We start from the raw sequence: 25,505 nt of genomic DNA on the forward strand, positions 1-25,505 counted from the left end.
ATGGACAACCTCGCAGTCCCCCGGGACCGGACCGTTCACATCGTGGTGACGTGCGCCAACCGTAAACGCCAGGTTGTACCGCAACGCCTACGACTTCAGAATCTGCACGTCGAAGGACCGGAGGAGCGTTGCACTGCGTGGCTCGAGCGGCTCTCTGCAGGTTCACCGACGACTTCCGCGACAGATATGTATGCAGGTGAGCATTGGCAGGTGGCCAGGAATCTGCCCGAAGCTGTTGGCCCATCTGCCAATCTCTGGGTCAGTTCGGCCGGCTATGGCTTAATCCCAGCTGCCGCTCCGATCCATGCCTACGCAGCGACCTTCGCCAGCGGCCAGCCCGATTCGGTAGCAACAACTTCCGACGCCGCGCGGCGTTGGTGGCTTAATCTGTCGAACTGGGAAGGACCGTGCGCCGGTGAACCGCGGTCCTTCGTAGCACTCGCCGAGCGCAACCCCAACTCGGTAATCATCGCAGTTATGTCGGACGCGTATCTGCGTGCGTGTTCTCATGACCTCGTGAACGCGGCGTCGCGGTTGACGGACGCCGAGAACATCTCGGTATTCGGGCCGCCCGGAAACTGCTCGGAGATCGACGACCTGATTGTTCCGGTAACTGCGGCTCTACGGCCAGCAGTTGGCGGTAGCCTGCAGGCTCTGAATGTGCGCGCTGCCGACCTTGTTCTCCGAACAGCACGTAAGACCGGCGCCTCGTTACGTCGATCGTTGCTCGTCAAGCTGATCTCGGATGCCACCGCAGCAGCGCCTGAAGATGCAGGACGTCGCCCGGCCGGCATGAGGCTCGTCGATGAAGATGTTCGAGTTTTCATACGAGAGCACATCGCCGGCGGACCGATATCGGCGACGAAACTGCTGCGGCTGCTTAGGGATTCGGGCCTGTCATGTGAGCAGACTCGTTTCAAGACTCTCTATACCGAAGTGTCCAGTGAGGTGCTGTTCTGATGGCGTCGCCCAGAGTGACCCCCACACGAGAAGTCCGCGCGCTCCGGATCGTTCAGGCCAAGGACTATCCACTGTACATCTTCATGCTCCGAGCGAAAGAGATCTTGGACTTCGCTGACATCTCGCGCGTCAGTCGTGATGAGGCAGGGAAGCTAATCGGCTATCAGCGACCGCAGGTACGCAAGCATATCCAGGAAATTGTGGAGTATCTGGATAGTGACGTTCCGATCTTCCCTAACCCGATCATCATGGCGTTGTCCCCTGGTGTGGTATTCAGGAGTACCCGGGGCGGCAACCGCCATGCTGACGACGGGATCTCCGATACCGGCAGGTTAACCATCCCACTGCCGGAAGTGGGCAAGGTCAAACCAGCTTGGATCGTCGATGGCCAGCAGCGGGCCTTGGCCCTTTCCCACGCCCAGCGTAAGGATTTCCCTGTTCCAATTACGGCGTTCATCGCTGACACCGTCAATCTCCAGCGCGACCAGTTCGTCCGCATCAACAATACGAAGCCTCTCCCCCGAGGACTGGTCACCGAACTACTGCCGGAAGTCGATAGTCCGCTCCCGGCCCGTCTCGCAATCCGGCAGGCACCCTCAAAGCTTTGCGATGTCCTGAACACGGACAAGTCCTCACCTTTCCTGGGCATGATCAAGCGTGCCTCGATGTCTGGGAACAAGCCGACTCATGCCGTTGTCACCGACACCGGGATCGTGGAAATGATTCAGGAGAGCCTTACATCATCGTCGGGGTGCTTGTACCCGTATAGAGATATCGGTCGAGGCGAAACCGACTTCGACAGCATCATCAAAGCGCTGATCATCTATTGGTCAGCCGTTCGCGACGCCTTTCCGGAGGCATGGGGAAAGCCTCCGGAGAAGAGCCGGCTCATGCACGGGGCCGGGATCCGCGCGATGGGACGTCTCATGGACCGAATCCTGGGAACCGTAGATCCACTGCGAGAGGATGCCCCGGAACGGATCCGCCAGCACCTTGCTCTCGTCGTTCCCTATTGCCACTGGACCACAGGTACCTGGAACGACCTCGGGCACAACTGGAACGAGATCGAGAACGTACCGAAACATGTTCAAGAACTCTCCAACTTTCTGATTCGCACCTATCACTCGACACGTAGGGAACTCATGTGAAGTTCTTCTTTCCTGACAGTCAGGACATGGTCAGCCCAACTTATGACTTCATCAACGATGAGTACTCTCCTTTCCGGGTGCGTCAGCGGGACGATAAATATGCCCACGAGGTGCTGAGTCCGGCACCCTACGATGGGATATTGGTCAGCAAGGCCATCGTCGACGGCTCCATGAAAGGTGCCGGAAAATATTCGTTGCCTCAGCGGGAACGACTATACCGACTCGGCATAAAGAAATATTTCCGCTTGCCCGACGGCGTCAAGTCTCTCGGCGACTGCGGAGCCTTCAACTATATTGACGAGGAAATTCCTCCGTACACTGTGGACGAAGTCCTGGATTTCTATGAAGGCTGCGGATTCGACGCCGGGATCAGCGTAGATCACATCATCTTCGGCTACGACGCCGATATTTCCGATGCCGATGTGAACCCGGCGTGGGTTGAACGCCGGCAGATATCTCTCAGTTACGCCGAGAAATTCCTAGCAGCCGTCGAGTCGCGGGGGCGAAATATCGAGCCGGTCGGATCCGCGCAGGGCTGGAGCCCAGCAAGCTACGCCGACAGTGTGCAGCGCCTCCAGCAGATGGGCTATCAGAGGATTGCCCTGGGAGGCATGGTGCCTTTAAAGACCGATGAGATCCTTGCCTGCCTCGAGGAGATCGATGGAGTTCGTGACCCAGGGACCGAGTTCCACTTGTTAGGAATAACACGGGTGACGTCGATGGAAAAATTCGCCCGGCTTGGCGTGACGAGTTTCGACAGCACGTCACCGTTCAAACAAGCGTTCATGGATGACCGGGACAACTACCACACAGCGTACGACACCTTCCCGGCCATTCGCGTCCAGCAGTCGGACGGAAATCCTGCGCTCAAGCGGCGAATACTCTCCGGCGCCGTCTGCCAGAACACGGTGAAGGCTGCTGAACGCGAGTGCCTCAAGCAATTGCGCGCCTTCGACAAGGATGCCGCATCCGTGGAGGAGGTCTTGTCGGCACTCGCCGAATACGAGCCTCTTGTCGACCCGAAGAAGAAGTCACGACTGCCGGGATATCGGCGAACACTAGAAGCCAAGCCGTGGAAATCCTGTCGATGCACACTTTGCCAAAAACATGGGATAGAGATTGTCATTTTCCGCGGTACCGAGCGTAACAAGAGTCGCGGATTTCACAACTTGTCGGTGCTCAGTGAGAGAATGCACAACATAGCCGTCCGACCGTCCGTCAAGGAGAGATAATGGCCGACCGCTACACGCTTCGCCTTCCTGCGCTGGAGGTCCGGCAGGGGAATCGCCGCATCTACTGCTTTGCGGTAGACGGAAAACGGCTTCACGAATTCGCCGCAGTTTCCCGTATTCGCCGCGGTGCAGAGGAAGCTCTTCACGGGTATCAGCGTCCCGAGGTCGCGAGTCATATTCGAGCGATCAAACGTTATCTTGAGTCGGATGAGGCGATGCTTCCGAACGCGGTGGTCCTCGCGTTCGACAAGCGAGTCAGTTTCGAGCCCTCGACAGGTTCGTCGCCGGCTGTCCACTACTCCACTCCTGGCGAGTTGGTGGTCCCGATCGACGAGACGCTCGCCGAACAGGACAAGCCGGCGTGGCTGGTGGACGGCCAGCAGCGCAGTGCGGCGATCCGGGATGCCGATATCGGCGAGTTTCCCGTAGCCGCGGTGGCGTTCATTGCCGATGACGAGGCTGAGCAGCGTTCGCAGTTCATTCTCGTGAACAACACTAAGCCGCTTCCCAAAGGCTTGGTCAACGAGCTGCTGCCCGACACCACGGGCCATCTTCCCCCTGTCTACGCTCGACGGCGGCTGCCTGCCGAGATCATGACCCGGCTCAACGGCACGATCAGGGGCCCGTTCTATCGGATCATCGCTACGCCGACTGCTCCCGACGGGTACATCAAGGACAACAGCGTTCTGAAGATGATCGAGCACAGCTTGTATGAGGGCGCTCTCTATCAGTATCGCAATCCTGCAGACGGGACAGGCGATATCGACAAGATGCTCGCGCACCTCAACACCTTCTGGGGTTTGGTTCGAGACACGTTCCCCGAGGCGTGGAGGCTCGACCCCCGTAATTCCCGGCTCACGCACGGTGTGGGCATCCAGTCCATGGGTTTCGTCATGGATCACCTCACCGAGCATCTGGCCTACGACGAAGTCGACTCAGAAGTCGTCTGCGGCGCCATGAAGCGGATCGAAAGTATAGCCAGTTGGACCAAGGGTGTCTGGGCCTTCAGCGAGAGCGGCGAGAGGAAATGGAACGGCCTGCAGAACACGCCGAGTGATATTCGCCTGCTGACGAACTACCTGCTACAGGTTGTCGACAACCAAGTGCCGGTACCGCTCTACTGAACCATTATCGCGGCCGGTGGCGGACTCCGGCGCCGCACGCATTCCATGCGGCGCCGAAGTCGATACCCCACGGCTATCTGAGTTTGCCCAGGCTCAGAAGTCCTGCCACCGCGGCGCGCAGTAGTGAGGCGGATCCACTCCCATCCGCGTAAGCGATCTCTGAGTCCTTGGCATTCTCGGTGATGAACCCGGTGGCCGCGTGCTTCGCACATCGAGTCGCGAGGACCACGACATCGGCGTTTCGCGACTTCTCTCGGAGCGCTGCGCTCCCCACTCTGTCGTGGGACAGCGATATGCGCAAATCCGGAATCATTCGCTTCAACTCTGCGGAGGTTCGCGAGAGAACAGCTTCATCGAGCGAATACAACAATACATGAACGTCTGAAAGCGACTCGAATGGATGGCCGTTCTCGGGGTCTTCCTCCTGGACCCATTCGAGCGGCACATCGAGTTCCCGAGAGAGTTGACGGGCAAAGGAGAATACCGCTGGCTCAAGTCTGCGTTGATAGCGATTAAGCGGTTCCAGCAATGCAATAGCAAGGCTCAGTCTTGCGTTTTCGTCTGGACATGCGGCGAGTACGAGACGATCCGCGAAGTCCAACACTGCGACTGCGTTTTCCGGAGATACCCATTGAGTACTGGACTCTCGCAGTTCGTCCAATACGGCGCGGTAAATACTTGGAACTGGGGAGGATCGGAAGAGTATCTCTATCAACGCATGGATGGTGATTAAATCGCCCGGGAATAGCTTGTCAGAAGCAAGAGCGTAGGTGATGAATTCCCGGACGGTCAATGGCGCAGACTGTCCATACCCCACGGCATCGATTATCGTCCCGACTAGTTCCCACACCTGGCGCCAAGAATTATCATCGAGATTGTCAAGTATCCGCGACAGAGCTATATCGGACTCGGCTGGCGAGGGCCAGGACCGCCAACTTTCATCACGAAGTACCGCAGCAGCGAGTTGAGTGCCTTGGACCGCGCCTTCGAACAACTCAACCCAAGACTCAGGTGCTCGCAGGGGCGTTGAGTCCGATATGGGCTCTCCATCGACATCGCCGTTGCCAGGCGGCAGCGGTTCCGTTTCGAAACCGGAAGTTTCGGACGGTGCCGATAACTCCATCGCCCCTCGCAGCAAAATATCAGGTATTGCATCCGTTCGCGCATCCACCTCCAAGTCCGAGAGAATTCTGTCGATGCTTTGTGTATCGCGCCGACCAACCGCTGCAGTAAGTAAGGCAATCACAGCCTCATTTCCAAGAGGACGGATGTCGCTGAAGGTCGGTAGAGGTATCCCGGAATTGCATAGCTGATCTATCGCACCCTGCAAGTCGCCCCTGCTTAGGGATTCCGCGAGGAGTGCCGCGTGAACGGCATTGAGCACCGCTTCTTTGACAGGGAGTGGAGGATCCTGTCGCAGCACATTATTCAAGCCCGCGAAGGAAATTAGTTCCTGGCTCATACCAAGTCGGTCGAGGCGCTTGATCCGCAAATGGGCAAGGTTCGTGGCTGTAATTCTACCCTGGGAAGCTATCTGATCGAGGATTGTTTTAGACGACCCAGCGCCGCCTGCCGCTAATGATGCATCAAATTCTGCAATCAAGCGCCCGAGGGGCCTGACACCATTCCAAATCCTCACATTTCGACGTGCGAGGGTCTGCTGCATCAGGCCGAGTGCCTTTCGCAAGTTCGCGCGATGTATTCTATTTGAACTTGTATGAAGAATAAATGTAGTGTCGGCTCCGCCGAAATCGATGACCGCCGCGTCGATTGGGTCAGCCGGATCCAGGCTGGCTGGAACCGAGTCGCCTCTGGTGCAGTAGGTTGGCCCGACGAAGGCTCCGATGAGTTCTCGGATTTGAGTTGCCTGTGTCGGTGACTCAGCGATCACGTACATCGCGAATGTGTCGGCATTCTGCGAGAAGCGGGGCAATATGACCGGCGAATCGTCGCCCCTGCGAAGGCTATCCAGGAATGGCATCACGATACTGGCGTATCGCGGATCACCTGCGTCATTGCCATTGCTCAGGAACGCCTGGATGAAGCCTTCAATACGAGCGGCCTCGGTTATGCGTTCGGTGGCGGTCTTGTCGCCGACAGTCACGCCGGTTCCTTCCATCGTTCCGTGAAGTCCAGGTGGGCTTGGGCTATCTCGGGATCGTCGATCTTGTAGGTGACGGACTCCTCGTTGTCACCCAGTCCGCTGATGGTGAAGTTCATCGAGCCTGTGAGCATCCAGTTGCGGCCGCACAGTGTCTTCTCGTGGATCTTGTCGTCGAAGTGGAGGTCGAGTTGGCGCTCGGGATCCGTCAAAGCGCGCTCCAGGTGCGCAGCGAAGATCCGATTGTGAGCGTTGTCTCTAGTGACGACATGGATACGTGCGCCAGCGTCGGCGATGAGGCTCAGTATCTGAGATAGCCGACAGACAGCGGGTGGATTGTCGCCGAGCAGTGTGTCGAAGGCGCCCTGGGTGTTGTCGATTACTTCGATATCGGTGATCCATCCCGATACGAGCCAAACTGAGTCGCCAGGGTGCGCCAACTCAACGAGGAGAGCAGTACTGAGCATCGAGTCGGCTCGCAAGCGCATCCGATTGCCGGTCCGGACCGTACGTGTAAGGCCGGTCACTGAATTGCCTCCCGCAGTTCAACCTTCACCCTGTACTCGTGTCCGAACCGTGCAACCGCTCCAATCTCGCCGTAGATGCGCAGCACGTCGCGATCTATCGGTAGAACCGGAATACGACCGATCGCATCGCTGAGGCTACGCCGGTCACTGACAGGGCAGGTCAACTCGATCGCACCGGTTTCGGCCAGTATCTGCTGGTACCTCTTCTCCCAACCAACCTCGGTGACATCGATGGCCGGCAGGTTTTCATCATGTGCGGCCGCTACCAAGAGACGGTCGATCATGGGTGGACGTTCGTAGCCGATATACGGCTGATAGTGCTCCAAGTGATGGCCGCGTGCTTGCGCCCCCCTCGGCCACATCATGCTGAAAGCCTGATCTGCCGTCAGGGCCTTTCCAGTGAGTTGAAGCTTGCCTATTCCTACGGCGTAGGCGACGACACGGGCATCGACTTCGAATCCGAGACGTTCTTCGAGTGCTTTCCACTCCTCTAGTAGGCTCAAGGTTGCGGCGTCAGTTTTAGGGTTGCTGCCTGGCCGCAGTAGCCGTGTCGAGACTGCAGCGACAGCTCCATGTCTGGGCGGACCATCCAACTCGGCCCACGCCGTACGGAGTTGATAGAGGGCCAGGCGAGCATCTTCGGCGGACTCGGCTGCGCGCAACGCTTCCATCGCCTGAGCGGGTTTCCCAGCGGGCCGGTCGACGACGATGTCCCGCAGTAGTCGCGTGATGGTCGAGTCGATGTACTCGTATTCGTTGGGTTGCAGCGCGCCGGAAACGAGGGACCAGAAGCGCCGCGGGTCCGCGGTGTAGAAGCTGACGACCTGCTCAATGACGCCAAGACCGCCAATGGTGGTCTCGGACAGCCACACGGTGTCGAACTGTTCGTCATCGAGCCCAGGCACCACGTCGATGATCAGATCTGCCTCCTGAGCATCTGGGCAGGCCCGAAGGGTCGCCGCGAGGATGGCTGCTGCGAGCGAATCCCGATATGCCCGCCGAGCCAAGTCTTGAGTTCGCAAGGCGACGTGCGGATCGGTAAGGAGCCGGCCCGCCCGGTCAAGTGCCTCGACTACGTTCTCATGGTGGCTGAGTTCGCTCAGCTTTGTGACAAGGCGCCTGGTTGTTTGGGTGTCTGCCGATTCGTCTCGATACAGAACCTGCAGGATCGTCTCCAGGTCGCGGCTCCAGGAGCCGTGCCGGAGCGCTGTCCACACTTGTTCAGGAGATTTCGTTCCATCCAGTCCGGCGAGCGAGAACGCAGTGATGTAAATAAGGGCCAGCCAGTTGCGCTGGAATGAGTTGCTGACCTCCGCGAGCCTAGGATCCTCCGACACTGCACGGAAGAATGCTTGGGAACGCCACTGCGGCGACGACAAATAGCTCTGTATGGCTGAAGACTCCAGGTCGAGCGGCGCCAAATCGACACGCATTGCATCCACCGTCAGTTGGAAGCCCATCGCGGCTGGGCTACCCCCATAGGTGTATCGCACTCTCCGTTGTTCACTCGGGACACGAGGAGAGCTGAAGGAGATATCGCAATCGGCGCCATACGTCATTCGTCGAACATCGACGGGATTCCCCGCAGCATGGGTGTTGAAGCTCAATCCTATTATTCGGTGTCGCCATGATGACGGGTCCGGGATATCCGCATCATTTCGCAAACCGCTCGGCGCGACGATCTGGGTTCCCCAAAGAGGCACGCCTTGGGAGCGATCGCTGATCCTCCTATCAGGTTCTTGGAGGTTCAGTCGATAGGGCCGAAGCACCACATAGTCACCCGGGGAAGTGGCGGACAGTTTCCAGGTGCCCTCGAGATGTGCCTCAGGTATCAGATCCTCGCTCAGTTCCAATAGATCGCTGTCATCGGGTAGCGCGATCCATGTTCGATGTTCATCGCGTTCGTACCCATAACGCTTGCTCACTCGGCCAGGGACAGCTTCGCGCAGAGCTCGTGCGATAGGCATGCGCGTTTCATCATTCCGCCTAGTCTCGAACGGTAGTTCGAATGTCACCTCCGGGACATTCAAGGGTTCGAAAAGCGTGCCGGTCACAAACTCAGGAAGCATCGTGCGCGGTGTCGCGCCGGGATCGGTCCGGAGTGGTTGCCATTCGGAGCGGAGACGGCGCAGGGCCGTAGGAATAACCGCCAGGAGAATCGATCGCGGCTGCTCCCACATCAACGCCTGTACCTCGTCAGAATCGATCTGGAGTGCCGATTGCAGATGCCGGCGCAAGGAGTCTTGAAGTTGTGTACTGCTGAGCAATTCTTCGAGCCGGTCGGCGAGCCAACGAGAAGCATCGGGGTTCAATGGCCTTCCCCCGTCATTTGGGGCAGTCAATAGATCATGACGCAAGTCGACCCCATGATGCACACGTTGCAGGTCGCGCGCGATCCAGTCCAACACCGCCTGGGCGGCTTGGATTTTCAGCACGTACCGATTGTGGATTGGCAAATTCTGAGCGGTGATCTCCGGTGAGAACAGGGAGTCATAGCCTTGGTAGCTCAGCCGATCGCGCCCATAGTCAGACAGCGTCACGATCGTGATGGGGCGGGTTCCACGCACACGTCCTGCTCGGCCGCGGCGCTGAATGAAGGCTGCGGCGTTATGGGGCGACCTGTGCTGGAGCACTAGACCCACCCGAGGGTCATTGACTCCGACTTCGAGCGAGGCCGTGGCCACGGTGAGATCTGCACGTCGATCGACGCCGGCGTCCTGCGACGAGGTGCGGCCGATTCGAAGCGCACCCATTCTTAGACGCGGATCCAAATATCGTCCGATCTTGTCGGACATATCCCACGATTGGCCATCCTCGTAACGCTCGTCATGCTGTGGCAGGTCTCGTGAGCGGAGGCCTGCCAGGACCGGCCCGCGCACCTGACCAGCCCGGGTCTGCTTGCCTTCAGCATCTCGGAGGTTGTCGTAGAAACGGTTGGTCACATCGAGATCGTCAGTGAACAGGAACCCTGTGGAGCCAAAGAGGGGCTGTTCGGTGTTGTTCGTATCGAGTACTCGGCCGAACAGCATGGCCGTCTGGATCGAGGTTGAGAGAAGACTCGCCCCAGACACTGGGTCGCCGCGGAGGGCGATGGCGTACTCCCTGCCGTCCTCTTCCATGTCAGCGGGACTTGGCTCGATATACTCGACTGTTCGACGCGGCAAACCGGTCAGTTGAGCGAAGAACCGAGTGGCGTCCTTCAAGGTCGCGCTGAGACCAACGAATGTGACAGGTTTTCGAACAGCGTGCCTCCAGCGACGAAGCAGCAGAGCGACCTGCGCACCGTGAGTTCCGGTGTAGGAGTGGGTTTCATCGAGGAGGACCACGGCAGGGGCGTCCGATCCGGACCACCCGAGAAGGCGAGCCAGCCATGGATTCGTGCTGTTCCGGTTGAGGCTTTCAGTTGTAGTGAAGAGGAGGTCAGGAGGATTTGTCTGAAGCGAACTGCGAGTCAGACCAAATCGCCCATCCGGAATGACAGTTTTGCAGTTCAAGCAAGTGAGCCTCTCCGAACCGGCCTTACGGTCCGCGCGAGACCACAGCAGTTCGCCATCTGAGCACTTCGGACAGGTAGTGAAAGGGCACACCACCCCATCGCCCAGTTGTCGCCAGGCGTTGCTGGCGGCACTTCTCTGGTCGAGGGCACCAGGGGTGAAGGGCGTATCACCGTAAAGTGCGCCGATACGCAGTGGCCGTTCACCTCTTGGTGTCAGTCCACGCTCAATACTCGATAGCGCTTCGCGGACTTGATCACGGAGCAATTCCTTACGTGGATAGAGCGCCAGCGTGTGGACTTGCGATCGCGTCGCCCCGGTACGCCCTGCCATGGCAGCGAAGGCTGGAAGATAGAAGGCCATAGTCTTTCCGCTGCCGGTTCCAGCGCCAACGATTACACCAGCGGATTGACCTTTGCTCAACGATCCAAAGATCGAGCGGGTCGCTTCGACCTGGAAGCGGGCGAGCTTCCGCGTACCAATCAGCGCTTCGGCTACTCGGTTCTGGGCCGGTCCCCATCCCGGAGTACTACTCAAGTCCTGAAGCGCATCGGATACTGGGATGTCTCGTGCCGGATAACGCCGCAAAGGGGCATCCAGCCGGTAATCCGCAACAAGGCGGGGACTCGCCTGCCAGTAGTTGAGCGGAAGCGGCACCCGACGGTCTTGTGGCGCAAAGATCTGTCGCAGATTGCTGGCTAACCGCAACGCCTCACCGAGACGGGTTCGATACCGCCTCGGTGAGGATGGCCGGATCCTGAGAAGAAGCGCCCGATCCTGAAGTTCTTCCAGGACATCTTCGGCCGCAGAGCGTGGAGGAGCCTGTGGATGAGTAGCGAGAGCCACGGCGATTTTCTCCAGGACTTCGGACTCGGAAAGCGCGCCATCTGTGACTCCCCAGGACAGTAGCGGGAGTTCGAGATCCTCCAACATGTCGAGCAGATGACCCGAGAACTCCCGGCTCAGATCCAATGTCACAGATACTTCCTTCGTACTTCGATCTCAAGGTCCATTGCGTACTGCCGGAGGAGTGCGATCTCTTCGTCGGTGATGTCGCGAAGAGTGAGCGCTCCGGCGCCTAATCGTTCGAGTAGTGCTGACAGTGCGACCGGCGTATCTGGTGTCCCACCGAGCTCCTGCTCGACACGCTGATAACGCTCCATAAAGGTCGCGACGCTCGCTGATGTCGGCAGTGTCCCCGCGGCTGCCTTCAGATTCTTTACTTCTGATCGGACTACTATTTGCCGCGCCGGGTCCAGCATCGCGATTCGGCTCTGGGGAAGAGCTTCCAGTTGGCCTGTAGCCCAGTCCTGCCATTGGCTGGCGATCGCATCCGAGAGGTTGCCTACCGCCTCGTCGATTTTCCTCCGGGCCGTGTTGAATGCCTGGTTTCCAGGCAAACCGTCGGCTGCTTTTCGAGCGAACTCGTCCCTACCCCGGTCGATGCCTGCAATGCCGACCTTGCGGCCAGTCGCGTTTTCCACTGCTCGGGCAAGCTGGACTTGCACTCGGAGTTCGTTCAGTGCGCCACGCAGGCTCTCGACACGCTCAAGCACGCGTCGCGCTTCTTGCTCGTCTTTACGCCCAAGATCCAGCCTTCGCGCTGCGCTCTGCAGCCGCTGGGCTTTACTCAGCACCGAACCATCAGACACTTCCGTTGACCCCCAGTCCGGAAAACGCAGCCCATTCGTCCTGAACAGATTGCAGTTGCTGCACGGCCGAGTCGCCCATACTGTCGCTACGGGCGGCGGCATTCTCCAAAGCATCGGTCAGCCATTCGTCAGCCAGGACAAGGCAATCGCGAATGAGCTCAAGGGATCCACCACGATCCCGGGCCGCCGCCCTGACCTTAGCCAAGATCGACGACTCGGCATCCTCGGCCGAGGAGATCTTCTCGAGGTCGTCCTCCAGCATCGTGATCGTGCGCCACTCCGCGGTGTCCGAGCGAGACAGCAAGTCATTGAGTCGGGTCTTCTTGTCCCGATCGGGTAGCAGCCCAACCTTTTCCGACTCCTTCAGCGCCGCACGCACCGCCTCAACGGTTTCGCGGTAGCCGACACCGCGGGGAAGGCGTTGCCGCACGCTACTCAGACTCGCGCGAAGCACTCCGACCTGCTCATCGAAACACGTATCCAATCCAGCGAACCCCGCGACGGCATCCTTGACCCAACTTGGGGGTGGCTGATGGCCACTCCATGTCCAAGTCTGGGCAGCTAGGCGGACCAGCGGAAGCGCTCGGGCCGCATCGACCATCCGGACCGCACCAGTACCCTGAGAAAGCCCGACACTATTGCGGAGCTTGTCGACCAATGGAGCCCGATTCTCCAAATGTCGGACGAGAACCTGCTGCCAACTCGGGGTGCGGAGTTGCTGATCGCTGCGGCTCCACTCGCGCCCGTCATCCAGAGCCGCCGCAAGCAACTCGTCATCGGCCATGCCCGGCCATGCCCGGCCGGCCAGCGCTGCTCCGAGCAGAGAAGCGCGAAATCCCGCGACCAACTCCGCGTTTGAGATTTCGAAATGCCGCTCGAGTGCAGCAGTCAACGCGTTGGATTTCGACTCAGCGATCCTTGCGAGCCTTCTGAGATCTTCGGCACGAGTTCCCCCGACGCCCGCCTTGGCGCGGAGCAGACTCTGGAAGAACTGGCTGTTCCGCGCGGTACGTTCGAACGTGATTGGAGCATTCTCTACTCCGACCAAATTTTCACCTGCAGCTCCGCTGATGGAGACCACTGTCGACTTTGCCGGCCACGCCTTGTTGACCTCGTCCGCGGTCATCTCCTTGATCAGCGGCAATGACCACGAATAGCGGCGGACAACCGTCTCGCTGACTATCTTGCGAATATCGTTGGCAACGTCCTGTGGAAGTGGTTGATCGCGGGCAACCCAGTTCTCAACGCTCTTGATCCGTCGGCTCAGCGATTCAGGAATCGCATCGGCTTGTGCGGGGGGATGGCCGGGGGTTCTCGTGCGTGCACTGGAGCGCTTCGGATTTTCGACCTGCTCAGTCTCACCGGGAATGGACCGCAGACCGAACGCATCGAGCAAGCCAGCGTCCACATGGGCCGGATCGGCGGGTGCGTCGCACCAAAACTCAAGCATTAGCTTGTGGCGTTCGGCGGTGTGGGGGTCGTAGGTGTTGACTGCCTCCGCTACAGCAGTAGACAGTGGTTCATCGATAAGTGCAGTGCGGAACCGTTCCTTGAAAGCGCGGGAAGGGAACGAACCCTCCCTGATCTCGACGGAACTGTCGACCAGAATCGGACGAACAACACTGCTGAGTACCGATCGCGGCACGAATGCCCACTCCTGATCGGCGGGGGCGACCGAATGCACCATCCGCACCAGTGCTGACCTATTGAACGGGTACAGGCCGAAGCCCTCGTCGGTATGACCGAAGGACTCGTGACACTGCGGCTTCAGAGGGCAAGTGTCACAACGATTCGGGACCGGCCGATCACCAAGACTGTCGAGTTCCTCGTCACCGACCCGCGCGGCGTTGAGATAGCGACCAACAAACGAAGCGATCTGGTCTGTACCGTCGTCCTCAGGGCTGAAGACCAAGTCAAGGTCGTATACATAGCCCGTGGTGGCAGCCGACACCCGGCTCATCACCGTCTCCGGTAGATCTCTGAAGTAGCCTGTGGTCACGGCCATGAGGGTGCGCATTGGTGCGTAACGCAACTGACCTTCACGAGTCGCGGCTTCGGTCAGCGCCTCAAGCAATTCTCGTTGCACACCCTGGATGAGGGCGAAGTCCTCGACCAAAAGAATGATCTCTTTGCCTTGGCGTGCGAACACCTCCCGAACCTGCAGCATCGCCTCGTGCAAACGGCCAGAACCCACCTTGGATGCGCTCTGCACGGCAGTCTCCAAGTGCTGGTTGAGCAGGTCGGCAGCTGCGCTCCTCAGACCAGGGGTGGACAACAGTTTTTGCAGGATCCCTTGCGAGATCTTCGCGGCCTGCTTGATGTCTTGCACCTTCAACGGAAGATCGTCGGTCGTGAACCCTGCCGGACGTTCGGGAGCATTGAGGTCCCTGTCATGGAGAAGTTGATAGGCCAACTGCGGCACGAACTTTCCAGGTGCAAGCATGTACTCCTGGATGTAGGGATCCTGGAGGATCACGGCCAAGCCTTTGGGGCCAGCCAGAACTCGAGCGTCTCCTGAGAGATCCTTAGCGGTCGTGGTGGCAAGAGCCTCATTGAGCGCGTTGATCAGTCTTCGGGCGAGTCCGATATCATCCAAACTGGCGCTGAATGAGCGAACATCAGATCGCAACTGTGCGAGAGAATCATCTTCGACTCCCTCGAGCAGGGCAGTTACGACCGCTTTAAGACTCGTCTGCGACTTCTCGAGGTAGATCACCTGGTAGTTGTCGCGCTGCGGAATATTCTCCCGAACCCAACGGACGAGATGCGATTTGCCGGAACCGGAGTCACCTACGATGGGCATCAGCAATGTACCGGTATCGGACTTGCGATTCAGAAAGTCGTCGAGGACTACTCGTTCCGTGACGGCGCTGTCCATGGGGACCAATGAACGTCCCTGGATGCGAGCTTTGTGAATACGCAATGGTGCATGGGTGGCCAAGAAGACTGCTGGCGAAGGTTTGACTGCCTCGGTGTGTACCGTCCTACCGGCAGTGTCTGGGTCCCAGCACAAGTGGCCGCGAAGTTCAGGCATGAAGGTCCTCACCGATCTTGGCGGAACTGTACGAGCGTGGGAAGTTCGGATTATCGGGGTCATAAACGCTCAGGACCTGCTTCGCGTCCGCGAAACGTTGCAGTTCCAACCAGCCCTCGTCGACACCGCGCAGAAGTGCGTGTGATAGCGACTGGCCAGCGACGTCGTCGCCGGGATAATCAAGCCCGACCGCCAGCGAATATGCCCCACCCGGGAGCACCGGCAGGGACTTGCGCAAGTCATGAAGCAATTCGATCGCGCTCACGCTTTCGCCTGGTTTCCAGAGTGATAGAACGGTCTGTCTCACGGCTGGGGTGCAGTCGGCCACTATATGACTGGCTGTCCCTGGTTTGATGGCCAGCGCCGGTGCGCCGAAGCCGAGCGCGGTCGCCCAGGCCATGAATGGAGCCCAACGTGCATTGTTGGAGAATACGAGGCCTACTTCGGCTTTGAGCGCATTGTTTTGGAGTTGCTGGGCAGCCGCCCAATTGAGTGACTCACCAGAAGGATCCTGGGCAAGGAACCAGCACAAGGCGCGGCAGAGATCCCGAGGGCCCGCCTGACTGTCGTCATCTCCGAGGCCAGAATTCAAGTCCGCAGCGAGGACAGCTTGTCGCAATACGGAAATGAATCCGATGTAGTCGGTTTCCTCCAGACCTTTGGCCCGACCCGTCAGTTCAAGTCTCTCATCATCGGACCTTTTCGCCAGCCCTAGCGAGGTCAGCCCGTAGAGGGCGGCTTCAAATAACTTGTCGTCGGGATAGACGGTCCCTGGACTGAGCATGTTCCGCGCTTTGTCGAGCCGAACGGAACGCTTCTCCACCGCGAGAAGGCGAACTATTGCCCACATAGGGGCCGGCAGTACCGGAGTTTCTTTGTAAACGTTGATCAATGCCATTAAAGGTTCCTCAGCGCCCTCTGAATGGAAATACTGCTGGTGGACTGAATATCGATGAGGCGAACACTGGGTCTGCTCGGGTGGACCAGGCTCCGCTGGTGAACGAAGTAGGTCACGTCGGAGCTTTCGAAACGATCGGCCGCGGCGGCGCTCATCGTGTCCTGCGAGCCGTCCAGTACCCACACGATCGGCCCCCGGAAGCGTGTAAGCATGTCCTCGTCAGAATCAAAGATCAGGGGATGTGGCAAGGCACTCCGTTGGATGCGCTTACTCGTGGCACTGCTGATCCCTGGCCCTCCGACGATAATCATGCCGCGCCTGCACAGTTCGGTCAGGAGATCTGGTACCGACTCGCGGTACTCCTCATCGCGCTCCCACCAGATGCTGAGTGCAGTCTCGTCCCGTCCGCGGAAGCGTGCGAGTGGGTCACTTGGTACGTCGACCCATTTGATGGCAGGCGGGTCCGGCTGCCAGGGTGTCCGGTAAAAGCCGCCGGCCGCGGGCAACTCCTGGTACTCACGGGAATGAGGACAACCTCGGCATGCAGGCGCGGTTTCGTGGGTCCCATCGGGGCGATTGAGGACGTAGTAGTCAGCGAGCACGTCGCCGATGCATTGGTTGCCCCGAACTGCTACCCGCAGTCGGTTGAGTGCGGACCTTTGACTACTCAGGATCTGAGCCCGCGCGGGCCGGATCCTTCGCAGAAAGTGCTCTCGGTCGTTCGTTCTGCCATCAAGCAATCGGACATCGATCGTTCGGGATAGCGACGTGAAGTACTCTTGCTGCCGCCGCAGCCAAATGTCTTCAGGTTCGTCCTCCGCATGTTGCGGAGCCTCAGGTGCGCTCAACTCCACCAGCTTGGTTCGAACCATCAGATTGAGCGCTCGGATGTTCCAGAGACGGTTGTGCCCCGATTCCATGGAAAGCCTGGCGTGGTAGCTATCCAGATCGATTCGATAGATACCGTCCTGATCAGGACGTTGGCGCTGCTGGAACATCGCGTTCCAGCGGTCCCACGCAGTCTCTGGGCGAAGGATTACCTTTTCGTTCAATCTCTCTGCGATCGGGATATCCGCCTCTACGGTCGCCATATAGGCCAGCGAGGGGCTACCATCACGACCCCCACGCCCGACCTCCTGGTAGTAGCGATCCACGGTTTCCGGCATACAGGCGTGGATCACCGTCTTCACATCGGAAAGATCGATACCCAGTCCAAAGGCGGACGTTCCGACTACAGTGTCGAACTTAGTTGGAAGCGCCCCCTCGGTGCCGCGGCCTCCCCAACCTTCCATCGCCTCTCGACGATCGTCCGCACTGGACTTGCTGGTGACTGCGACAACACGGCGCATTCCCGATCTTGCCAACAATGCAGCCCACTCTGTCGCCTTCTCGACCTTGGACACATAGAGAATCGACGGTTTGGGCAGCAGAGTCAGAGCTTGCAGGACCGCGTCACGACGGGCTTCTTCATCGGGGAGAAAGTCGACGTAGTAACTGGGTTCGGTACGAAGTTGAGAAGCCCAGACGATGCCCGTTGCACCGGGGGTGCCGAACAAGCCCTCCAACGTCTCGATTTGTTGGTCGGTTAGCGTGGCACTCATTGCGATGGTCCTGGGCTCGAGCCCGACGGGGGCCCTACGAAGCCAGTTGCGGCGTAGTCCGGCCATAGTTTGGAAGTCGGGCCTGAACTCATCGCCCCACTGCTCGACCAGGTGAGCTTCGTCGATGACGAAATAGCCGAGACACCCTGCTGCGGCCGCTTCATCCAACGGCCTCTGCAAGGCTGTCGTAATGGCCTCAGGTGAAGTGAAGAGAATAGGTTGGCGCCCGTATCGAACGTCGTCGCGAAGTTGCTCTTTTACTCCTTCGGGAAGGTCGCCAGTGTAGGCATAACGCCCAGTAGAAGACTTCACGCCTTTGGATTCCAGCAAGTGACGTGTACGGCGTTCCATGTCGAGGGCCAGCACAACCGTTGGGACGACCACAATGCACATTCCCTGTGCCCGGCCGGCGAGTAGTGCCGGGGCGAGGGCGACCGGTGTCTTCCCATGTCCAGTTGGGAGGCAGATGATTGTCGTGCTTCCAGCCGGAGCCATGATGACGCTTCGTGCCGCCTGCCTCTGGCCGAGGGAATAGTAGCTGTCGTAACCAAGGGCTGTCTCCCAGAACGGATCCGCGGACACCTCGTTGAAAAGACGACGCTGCGCAAAGTCCTTGCCGAGATAGACATCCTTTAGGTCGGCTTCCGCAGCACGAGCCGCTCGACCTTCCGGAACTTGCGGGTGCCAAGGGATAGCTGAAACGCTGATTCTCCCGTCGGTAGTAGTCAGCGCTTCGCATCCGGAATTCCTCCATTGCTCGACCGTGGGCATTTCGGGAACGGCCGGAATGAGCAACGGCGATGTGTTGCCTCTTGCGCTCGCCTCGAGCAAAATCTGCCTGGTCAGCGACGTGATGTCGCGCCAACCCGCAGAGTTGCCTCGCAAACCCGTCAATGCATCAGCGAGTCGGCTGGCCGTCCCCTGTGTTCCGTCGGACGAATCTGGATTCGGCCAAGCGGAGAATAGTTGCTTGGCTTTGACCCAGTCACTTGCTGTCACGTCGCACCTCGCGTCCTGACCGAATGATGCACGTGGCGGCGATAACCTTCACCGAAGGCTGGGATAGATCTTCGATGAGCGCGCTGGTCACGGCCGTATCCGTCAACAGACTTTCTGCATCACCGACAAGGTGACCGGCCGCCTGACGAGTCTGAGCCTGGGCCATCGCAACCGCGACATGAACACGCGATTGTTCCTGTGCTTGGGTGCACCTTCGGGCGAGGTCGGTGACCTCGGAAAGATGGTCATGCGCCACCCGTGCGGCAAGATCCGCTGTCTCTCGATAACGGTCCCAACCACCGAAAACCTCCAACAGTTCAGAGGTATTGCTCATATTGAAGTTCTGGTCCCGCCTGTTGTCATAGGAATGATTGAGCCAACCAAGTGCCTGTTCGTTGGAGATCGGCGAGAACGCACCTGCTTCAATCCAAACCTTGAGGGTGAACGGGGGCAGCAACCTGTCTGCCTGACGACGAAGAGCGGTCCGCGCGTCAGGGTGATCCTTGACCAATTCAAGGGCAGTGGCCAGGTCGGCCTCGACGAGATAGTCAAAGCCGAAATACGCGATGGGATCACCCTGAAAGCCTCTGTGGACTCGCCGGAAGGCCGAGGCCTGTCCGCGGTCATCGAGGTAGATCGCCTGGGCCAAGACATCGACCAGCTGGTTGCCAGCGCGGAAGAGCCGTGTGTCGGATGCCCGCAGAGCAGCAGATCGATTGAAGGCACCCTGCACGGTGTGCAAAGTCAGTTGCGCTTTTGCCCTCTGCCACTGGCGCGGATCGAGAAGCGGTCGGGATCCCAGTGGATCGAACACGACGCGCGAAACACCCCCAACCTCGCGAACCTCGTACCGCAGTTTGATGCCACCCTTCTCTGACACATAGTCGAGCAGGGAATCCTGCATCCCGCGCCAGTCGCTCTCTATCGCCAATATCGATTCCGCGATGTCCCGGCCCTCGGTGGAGGTTTCGTGAATCGCTTCGAGCATGTCCATCTTGTCGATTTCCTGCTGTGCCGTGTGCAACTCCTTTTGGACGGCTGCGATCTTGGACTGCAAGCCTTCCGGTCCATGTTCGAGGGCTGCGATCCAGACGTCGTTGATACCGTTCGCGATTGCATCTTGGAGGGTTGAGACGGAACCGGAAAAGACAGCGAAGCCCTCGGTGAGGAGCCGAGCCCAGGCTTCGAGGAAGGAAGCTCCCGAGTCCGGGTCGGCGAGTCTGTACTGACGTGCTGGAGTACTGAGACCGAATTGAGGCGGTTGGTAGCGGTCGACTCGCCCCAATCGCTGCTCGAGTTGGTTCGGTGACCAAGGCAGACGAACGTGGATAATGGCGTCCGCGATCTGAAGATTGAGTCCGTCTTCGGCGGAATCATCAGTTACCAGCACTTGATTCGATGCCTGGGCGGTAGCCGACCAGGCTGAAACAGCCTCGTCCGATGCGTCCATATCACGGCGTCGAGTGTGTTCGTGGACGGCCAGACTCTTGAACCGCTGCGCTAAACGGTCGACAAGGCTGCCTGCAAGAGTGCCAGGCCCACAAAAGAGTACGACTCGGCGATTGCGCCGGAGCGCCGGCAACATCGCGTTGATCAGATCATCCAGGTGATTGGCTGAGGCGACAACGACGCCGGGCTGTGAACGGAGATCATCGAGGATCGCGCGCTCGAAATCGAAAACCTCCGGTTCCGTAAGCAGTATGCGCTCGCTCTCGCTGAGATGAGTGCGCCTAGCGGCATCTTCATCCCTCTCGACTCGCCACGCCAGGGCGTCCAGAAGATCGCCGGCAAGTGCACTTCCGCGGGAAACCAGGATGCCGAGGACCATCCCGTAGGCAGGCTTGAGCATTTCCAAACCATTGTCCAAGAGGTGATCCCACATCTGAGCACGCCAGTCGGCGAGCGCTGATTGTGCGAAGTCGTGCGCCTCACTTTCGATGAGGATCGGTTCCGGGTCTTGCCGACCGCGAACATCGTACGGCAGGAATTCAGCGTCAGGATCATCGTGCAGCACGGTTTGGCGGCGATGCCGGATAACCCGTCGGTGGAGCCGGTACGCCTCACTGATGTGCGCTCGCAGAGCCTCGGTGCGCGCTTTGAGTTCTGAGGCATCAGTACCCGCTAGCAGTTCATCATCATCGTCCAGCAGATCGAGGACATGTCGACTGAGATCCGTGAAACGCTCGTCCGTCGCAGGCAGCAGGTCCCTGATCCTGGCGATCGCCGAGGGCAAAAGGTAGGTGTACTCGCTGTCCAGGGCGAACACGGAGTCGGCCAACTCCGAACGCAGTCGATACTTCTCCTCGAACGCATCGCGCTCGGTCCACCGGTAGAGGTCGGGCGCTAACAAATGGAGCATTCCCAGTTGAGTGAGGTAATGCGACATGATGGGGGTGGCGGACAAAAGCAGAAGACGTGTCGAGGAGTGCGCTAAACCTGCGAGCTCCCGATACGGGGATTCGTCGGGGCCGTCGACGTGGACAAGGCGATGCGCCTCGTCCACCACGACGAGATCGCTGTAATGATGCTTTGCCCAGCGCTCTGGATGCTCGTGCGCAACGAAGCTGATCTGGGCGGGCGGACAAAAGTCATCAATGAAGAACTTAAGTCGGAGTTCCCGAATCCATTGCCTTCGAAGGAGGTCGGGCGCCACGATGCAGATCCGTGCATCGTGTTTATCGATCAATGTCTGCCGGATGATAAAGCCGGCCTCTACCGTCTTTCCCAGGCCCACCTCGTCAGCCAGCAGGTATCGCTGTACTGGGTCGGCTAGGACTGTCAGAGCGGCGCGGATCTGATGAGGGAACAGTTCGACTGCCGAGGACAGCAAAGCTGGGATATTTGCGCTCGCAGCTCGCTGGGCTACGAGGTTTCGAAGGAAGGGGATACGGGCGTCATGAAAGTAGGCTGATTCGTGGCCACCCGCGGTCAATACCGTGATCGGATCGGCCACGGGACGGTCCCACCGCACGCGAAGTTGGTCTTCGGGTATCGGAAAGTGGTACTGATGGTTGGGGAACCGTACGTAATAGGTACCGCCAACGCGCGTATGGATGCGGCCCGCGAGCCAGTCGCCAGTGTCGGGATTCCGCCGGTAGACCCGGGTGTCGGTGCCAAGGATGACGCGCCGCAACTTCGCTATCGGTACCTGATCGGAGTAGGCCAGAGGTTCGGCGACAGATTCGAAGAAGTCGACGCGGGCCTCACCATCGGCGATCTTGCCGATCCTCCCAATCCCCGCCGAACCCGCATACTCGACCAACTGTCCCACTGCCCATCGAGCCGTCACAGTTGAACCCCCTCTAGCGATCCCCACGTTGAGAACTCCATGCATATACCTACATCGGAGCAGCGACAAAATCGGACCAGCTGAAGCGCTCGCCGGACAACAAGTTTCAGTCGGCGTGCCGGGTGGTGCTGGCCAGGTACAGCTCCGCGCGATGGTGGCGGACCTGATGGCGGCAGTGGACACGGGTCTGCCGCTCTCGGCTGAGACGGGTCATCGCTCGTACAAGGGGCGGACAGGTTTCGTCGATACCTCAAGATGGATCCGGCCGTGGAATGCGAGTGGGCCACGGCGGACTTCGACTCTGTCACCACTATCCCGTGGACGAACGTGGCTACGAGGACGGTGTCACGCACTGGGTGCCTCAGTTCTTCCCTCAACCTCGGTAAGAGGAACGCATTGAGATTAGCTCGTTCAACGTCGAGAAGGTCGCCTATTCGTTCCTGCTCGGTCGGGTGTAGCGACTTGGGCTTGTAGTCGTGCGCCGTGAGCAGCGAGGGCGCCCGAATACGTTGGGTGCCTTCGACGTATCCTCCGGACCGAACCTGCGCATTGCCGCGGTGGCGACAACAATCATTGCCATGTGGGGGATCGGTGCGAGGAGTTGGATCCGGGGAGCCATCCGTGCAAGGCTCCCTGCGACCACGGAAGCGGCGATGATCAACAAGAAGACCTCCAAATACGACAATGGGCCCCCGGCGAAGTACCGGAGGCCCTGAGTTGCGGGCATAAAAAAAGCTCCAGCCGATTGGCTGAAGCCTGGGTGCCTGATTGATGAAAAGTATAGAGCAACAATAAGATCCAGTCAACCGTCGGCTCCGGCCACCGCTCATACTCAGATCCCCACCACGGTTTCGCCCGCGGTCATTCACGGTGCACCGACGCTTATCGTCGCCGCCGAAACCGCGCTCCCCGCAATCCAGCCAGTTCCACGCCAGCAAGGTCGCAGTCGCCTCGTTCTTCGCCAACTCCCCACTCCCCTACGTCACCACCGAACTGGCAGTGGCCTGGGGCACGGACGCGACCGTCACGGATCTCAACGAGGCCGGATCCTGACCCTGGCAATTCGTGCGCATCGCACCGCTAGTGCACGAATCCAGAACAGAGAAGTGCTACTACCCGACCTGTTGAAGCAACATCGACAGATGCGCTCAATCACGCGACCGGCCCAGCTGTGGCGCTGCGGGGCGATGAAATCCCTGCACTCCTAGACGAGATCACTTCACCCCTTGCCAGCAGGTCGACGTCCCAAACCGGTGATGTGGTCGGTCCACAGGCCCTGGAGATCGTCGACGAGATCCGGCTTCACCAAGACTCCGCCGCCCTGGGGTCGCCAATGCTGGCCGGGCACTCGGACCTGCAGGATCTCCGTTGCCAGCGCGTCCTCTGGACCGACGACGACGTCCCATTTCACCCCGACGTAGTTAGCGAGTCGGCCGGAGCCGTCCCAATGTGCGCCCTGCTCGATCTCGCTGGTCAGCCAACCGCTGGCTACGATGCCGCGCCCTCGATTGCCTTGACGGAGTAGAAAAGCCCGATCCCCGGGGAAAACCCACCCGTCCTGGTACCTGTCGACCAGCTGTCAGGTACAACGCGACCAGTTGCTGTTTGGTCGATCGCGGCGTCGTAATCGCCACGCCAATCCCACTTTTCAGGATTCCACGTCATCAACATCACCCGGTCGTGCATGGCTCGATGATTACACGCCGCTTGACCGAGCGGATGCCGGAATTCGCGGGTTTGGGCTGAGGCGACGGAAACCGTTGCACACGAACGGCTCCCCGGCGCGACCGGTGCCGGCACGTGGGGGCCAGATTCGAGATATCCTGCGCTAAGCAAGTAGCCGTGGCGTCTGAATCCCGTTCCGGGAGGCATGGTTCGAGCCGTTCAACGAGCGGATCAGGCCCTGGGACGGTTGCATGGCGGGCTGTGCCAAACCGCGTAGCGTGACTTTTCACGGATCTGCACTCACACCCCGTGTCGGAGTGGGTGTAACCCCAGAGGAACGCCAGCCGGAGAGTAGCCAAGGAAGAGACGGGACGATGCGAGTGACCGCAGCGGTTCGTCATGGCACTTCGTCGAGGCTGTCCTGCCCAATGTATTTCGCTGCTGGCGGGCACAAGTACTTCACGCTCGCTGCTTCGACGAGTTCCATGGTGTGGTAGTCACTAGGGCGGGTGTGAGGGAGAGCTGAGCCACTGATGTCGCCGCGCCCGCTGTAGACCTGTTGGCAAATCAGGTGACCTTTGACCACCAGGTCTGGGTCACTCATACCGCTTCGATCGATACCCATGATGTTGATGGCGTTCAAGAAGCCGGCAACGTCCTCGGTTTGCGCGTCAATCTGACCCTGAATCCACGGGTCCGGCCGCGGAGCAGGGTCGGCGTGTACCGATCCGGCAGGGACAACGAGCAACAAGCTGGCACCGACCGCCAGCAGAGAAGTGACAAGCCAGGGTCGATGCATGGGAGTTCTCCCTCGAACAGGCAGCGGGCGGAAGTCGATAGTAGGACGAATCTATTTGGGGGGAACAGCAATTAGAGATGCTACGGTCGCCGGCGGTGTGATGTCTTCTCGCCGCCCAGGGCTTCGGTCTAGTCCAGCCGGAATGGTCATCCAGCGCGGCGTGCACCGAGTGTGCGGGGTCCGGGTCCGGTGGCCGTCAGTCAGAACCAGAACCGGCCAGGCACAATCTCATTCGGTGGTGCGCCACGGCCTGGGGTTCATGCACACCACGACCGAACGTCGGATAACAGGGAGCACTCATGGCAGACACGCCGCCGGGCGCCGCGTTCTCGGTGGTTCCCGCCGAGGTGCGCGATGCCGGGAAGTTCGTCCAGATGACCGCCACCGCGCTGGTGAACGGAATCCGGTCCGCCGATAGCGAGATAAACGGACTCATGACCACATGGAAGGGCACTGCGGCGGATTCCTACCTATCGGGATGGGAGGAGACCAAGAAGGGCGCCCTGGAGGTTCTGGACTCCCTGGCAACGATGGCTGATCTACTGGGAGTGGTCGCGGTGTCCTACGCCGATGTCGATGACCGCGCCGCCGGCAGCATCGGCGGCGCGCTGAACATGGATCCCGACACATTCCACACCACGCCGACCGCATGACTGCTCTCATTCCGATCAAGGGGGAAACCGCATGACCATCGACGGGTATCGCGTCGACCTGGACCACCTCGATGCCGTCACCAGCGCGATCGCCGGCCTGCAAGGGTTCCTCGCCGACAGCCTGGCGGGGCTGGATGCCCGGATCTCGGCCGCGCACCAGACATGGACCGGGTCCGGCGCGGACAAACACCTTGCTGCACACCAGACCTGGATGAAGGCCGCCAGCGAAGTGCACGACGGAATCGAAGCCATGCGTGCCGCCGCCGCGGCGGCGCACGGTCACTACACCGACGCCGTGGCAGCCAATTTGCGCCTGCTGGGGCGGTGAG

General features: G+C 59.6%; 17 protein-coding genes. 7 read left to right on the plus strand and 10 right to left on the minus strand.

Annotated elements, in window-relative coordinates; translation table 11 throughout:
• From ACPCUW_RS33505 to dbpB (ACPCUW_RS33520), 4 genes are read left to right on the plus strand one after another with little or no spacing between them, the layout of a single operon-like run.
• On the plus strand, positions 1 to 960 hold the full coding sequence (locus tag ACPCUW_RS33505; RefSeq protein WP_423429318.1) for a hypothetical protein: 960 nt from the start codon (positions 1 to 3) through the stop codon (positions 958 to 960).
• Positions 960 to 2,108 carry a DGQHR domain-containing protein DpdB gene (gene dbpB, locus ACPCUW_RS33510; protein ID WP_423429319.1) on the plus strand — a complete coding sequence of 383 codons (1,149 nt, stop codon included), beginning with the start codon at positions 960 to 962 and terminating at the stop codon, positions 2,106 to 2,108. The genes ACPCUW_RS33505 and dbpB (ACPCUW_RS33510) overlap by 1 nt, the downstream gene beginning before the upstream one ends.
• The gene (dpdA, locus tag ACPCUW_RS33515; protein WP_423429320.1) at positions 2,105 to 3,340 is read left to right on the plus strand and encodes a tRNA-guanine transglycosylase DpdA; all 1,236 of its coding nucleotides are present in this window, start codon (positions 2,105 to 2,107) and stop codon (positions 3,338 to 3,340) included. The genes dbpB (ACPCUW_RS33510) and dpdA overlap by 4 nt, the downstream gene beginning before the upstream one ends.
• On the plus strand, positions 3,340 to 4,464 hold the full coding sequence (dbpB, locus tag ACPCUW_RS33520) for a DGQHR domain-containing protein DpdB (RefSeq protein ID WP_423429321.1): 1,125 nt from the start codon (positions 3,340 to 3,342) through the stop codon (positions 4,462 to 4,464). The genes dpdA and dbpB (ACPCUW_RS33520) overlap by 1 nt, the downstream gene beginning before the upstream one ends.
• A 73-nt stretch (positions 4,465 to 4,537) precedes the next feature.
• Here dbpB (ACPCUW_RS33520) and dpdD read toward each other — a convergent pair whose 3' ends face one another.
• Genes dpdD through dpdE form a run of 8 tightly spaced genes read right to left on the minus strand, consistent with a single transcriptional unit; the run spans position 4,538 to position 22,041 of the window.
• A complete protein-coding gene (gene dpdD, locus ACPCUW_RS33525; protein WP_423429322.1) occupies positions 4,538 to 6,568 on the minus strand; it encodes a protein DpdD in 2,031 nt (676 codons plus the stop codon).
• Positions 6,565 to 7,092 (minus strand): phospholipase D-like domain-containing protein DpdK, encoded by a 528-nt coding sequence (gene dpdK / locus ACPCUW_RS33530; RefSeq protein ID WP_423429323.1) that lies wholly within the window; start codon positions 7,090 to 7,092, stop codon positions 6,565 to 6,567. Before dpdK ends, dpdD begins: the two co-directional genes overlap by 4 nt.
• Positions 7,089 to 11,564: a protein DpdJ gene (gene dpdJ / locus ACPCUW_RS33535; RefSeq protein ID WP_423429324.1), complete on the minus strand. Its 4,476-nt coding sequence runs from the start codon at positions 11,562 to 11,564 to the stop codon at positions 7,089 to 7,091. The genes dpdK and dpdJ overlap by 4 nt, the downstream gene beginning before the upstream one ends.
• On the minus strand, positions 11,561 to 12,223 hold the full coding sequence (locus tag ACPCUW_RS33540; protein WP_423429325.1) for a hypothetical protein: 663 nt from the start codon (positions 12,221 to 12,223) through the stop codon (positions 11,561 to 11,563). Before ACPCUW_RS33540 ends, dpdJ begins: the two co-directional genes overlap by 4 nt.
• Before the next feature lie 7 nt (positions 12,224 to 12,230).
• A complete protein-coding gene (gene dpdH / locus ACPCUW_RS33545) occupies positions 12,231 to 15,335 on the minus strand; it encodes a protein DpdH (RefSeq protein ID WP_423429327.1) in 3,105 nt (1,034 codons plus the stop codon).
• Entirely contained in the window at positions 15,265 to 16,170 is a 906-nt protein-coding gene (gene dpdG, locus ACPCUW_RS33550) for a protein DpdG (RefSeq protein ID WP_423429329.1), read from the minus strand. The genes dpdH and dpdG overlap by 71 nt, the downstream gene beginning before the upstream one ends.
• Positions 16,170 to 18,770: a protein DpdF gene (gene dpdF / locus ACPCUW_RS33555; protein ID WP_423429330.1), complete on the minus strand. Its 2,601-nt coding sequence runs from the start codon at positions 18,768 to 18,770 to the stop codon at positions 16,170 to 16,172. The genes dpdG and dpdF overlap by 1 nt, the downstream gene beginning before the upstream one ends.
• Complete coding sequence (gene dpdE, locus ACPCUW_RS33560) at positions 18,757 to 22,041, minus strand: protein DpdE (protein WP_423429332.1); 3,285 nt, start codon at positions 22,039 to 22,041, stop codon at positions 18,757 to 18,759. The genes dpdF and dpdE overlap by 14 nt, the downstream gene beginning before the upstream one ends.
• An 888-nt stretch (positions 22,042 to 22,929) precedes the next feature.
• Here dpdE and ACPCUW_RS33565 point away from each other — a divergent pair.
• A complete protein-coding gene (locus ACPCUW_RS33565) occupies positions 22,930 to 23,112 on the plus strand; it encodes a hypothetical protein (protein ID WP_423429333.1) in 183 nt (60 codons plus the stop codon).
• A gap of 166 nt (positions 23,113 to 23,278) precedes the next feature.
• Here ACPCUW_RS33565 and ACPCUW_RS33570 read toward each other — a convergent pair whose 3' ends face one another.
• Together ACPCUW_RS33570 and ACPCUW_RS33575 are read right to left on the minus strand one after the other, a co-directional pair.
• A complete protein-coding gene (locus ACPCUW_RS33570; protein ID WP_423429334.1) occupies positions 23,279 to 23,470 on the minus strand; it encodes a hypothetical protein in 192 nt (63 codons plus the stop codon).
• 651 nt (positions 23,471 to 24,121) lie between these two features.
• Positions 24,122 to 24,523 (minus strand): DUF732 domain-containing protein, encoded by a 402-nt coding sequence (locus tag ACPCUW_RS33575; protein ID WP_423429336.1) that lies wholly within the window; start codon positions 24,521 to 24,523, stop codon positions 24,122 to 24,124.
• 299 nt (positions 24,524 to 24,822) lie between these two features.
• On the opposite strand from ACPCUW_RS33575, the gene ACPCUW_RS33580 reads away from it, so the two are divergent.
• The gene (locus tag ACPCUW_RS33580; protein ID WP_423429337.1) at positions 24,823 to 25,176 is read left to right on the plus strand and encodes a WXG100 family type VII secretion target; all 354 of its coding nucleotides are present in this window, start codon (positions 24,823 to 24,825) and stop codon (positions 25,174 to 25,176) included.
• 31 nt (positions 25,177 to 25,207) lie between these two features.
• The gene (locus ACPCUW_RS33585) at positions 25,208 to 25,504 is read left to right on the plus strand and encodes a WXG100 family type VII secretion target (RefSeq protein WP_423429338.1); all 297 of its coding nucleotides are present in this window, start codon (positions 25,208 to 25,210) and stop codon (positions 25,502 to 25,504) included.
• Position 25,505 lies beyond the last annotated feature (1 nt).

The sequence above is a fragment of the Nocardia sp. AB354 genome, assembly GCF_049538315.1.
GTDB lineage: Bacteria > Actinomycetota > Actinomycetes > Mycobacteriales > Mycobacteriaceae > Nocardia > Nocardia nova.

Excerpts from the sequence above, each read along its gene's own strand:
- ACPCUW_RS33505 (WP_423429318.1), top strand. The coding sequence starts at position 1 with ATGGACAACCTCGCAGTCCCCCGGGACCGGACCGTTCACATCGTGGTG.
- dbpB (WP_423429319.1), top strand. The coding sequence starts at position 960 with ATGGCGTCGCCCAGAGTGACCCCCACACGAGAAGTCCGCGCGCTCCGG.
- dbpB (WP_423429321.1), top strand. The coding sequence starts at position 3,340 with ATGGCCGACCGCTACACGCTTCGCCTTCCTGCGCTGGAGGTCCGGCAG.
- dpdH (WP_423429327.1), bottom strand. The coding sequence starts at position 15,335 with ATGACCCCGATAATCCGAACTTCCCACGCTCGTACAGTTCCGCCAAGA.
- dpdG (WP_423429329.1), bottom strand. The coding sequence starts at position 16,170 with ATGGCATTGATCAACGTTTACAAAGAAACTCCGGTACTGCCGGCCCCT.
- ACPCUW_RS33575 (WP_423429336.1), bottom strand. The coding sequence starts at position 24,523 with ATGCATCGACCCTGGCTTGTCACTTCTCTGCTGGCGGTCGGTGCCAGC.
- ACPCUW_RS33580 (WP_423429337.1), top strand. The coding sequence starts at position 24,823 with ATGGCAGACACGCCGCCGGGCGCCGCGTTCTCGGTGGTTCCCGCCGAG.
- ACPCUW_RS33585 (WP_423429338.1), top strand. The coding sequence starts at position 25,208 with ATGACCATCGACGGGTATCGCGTCGACCTGGACCACCTCGATGCCGTC.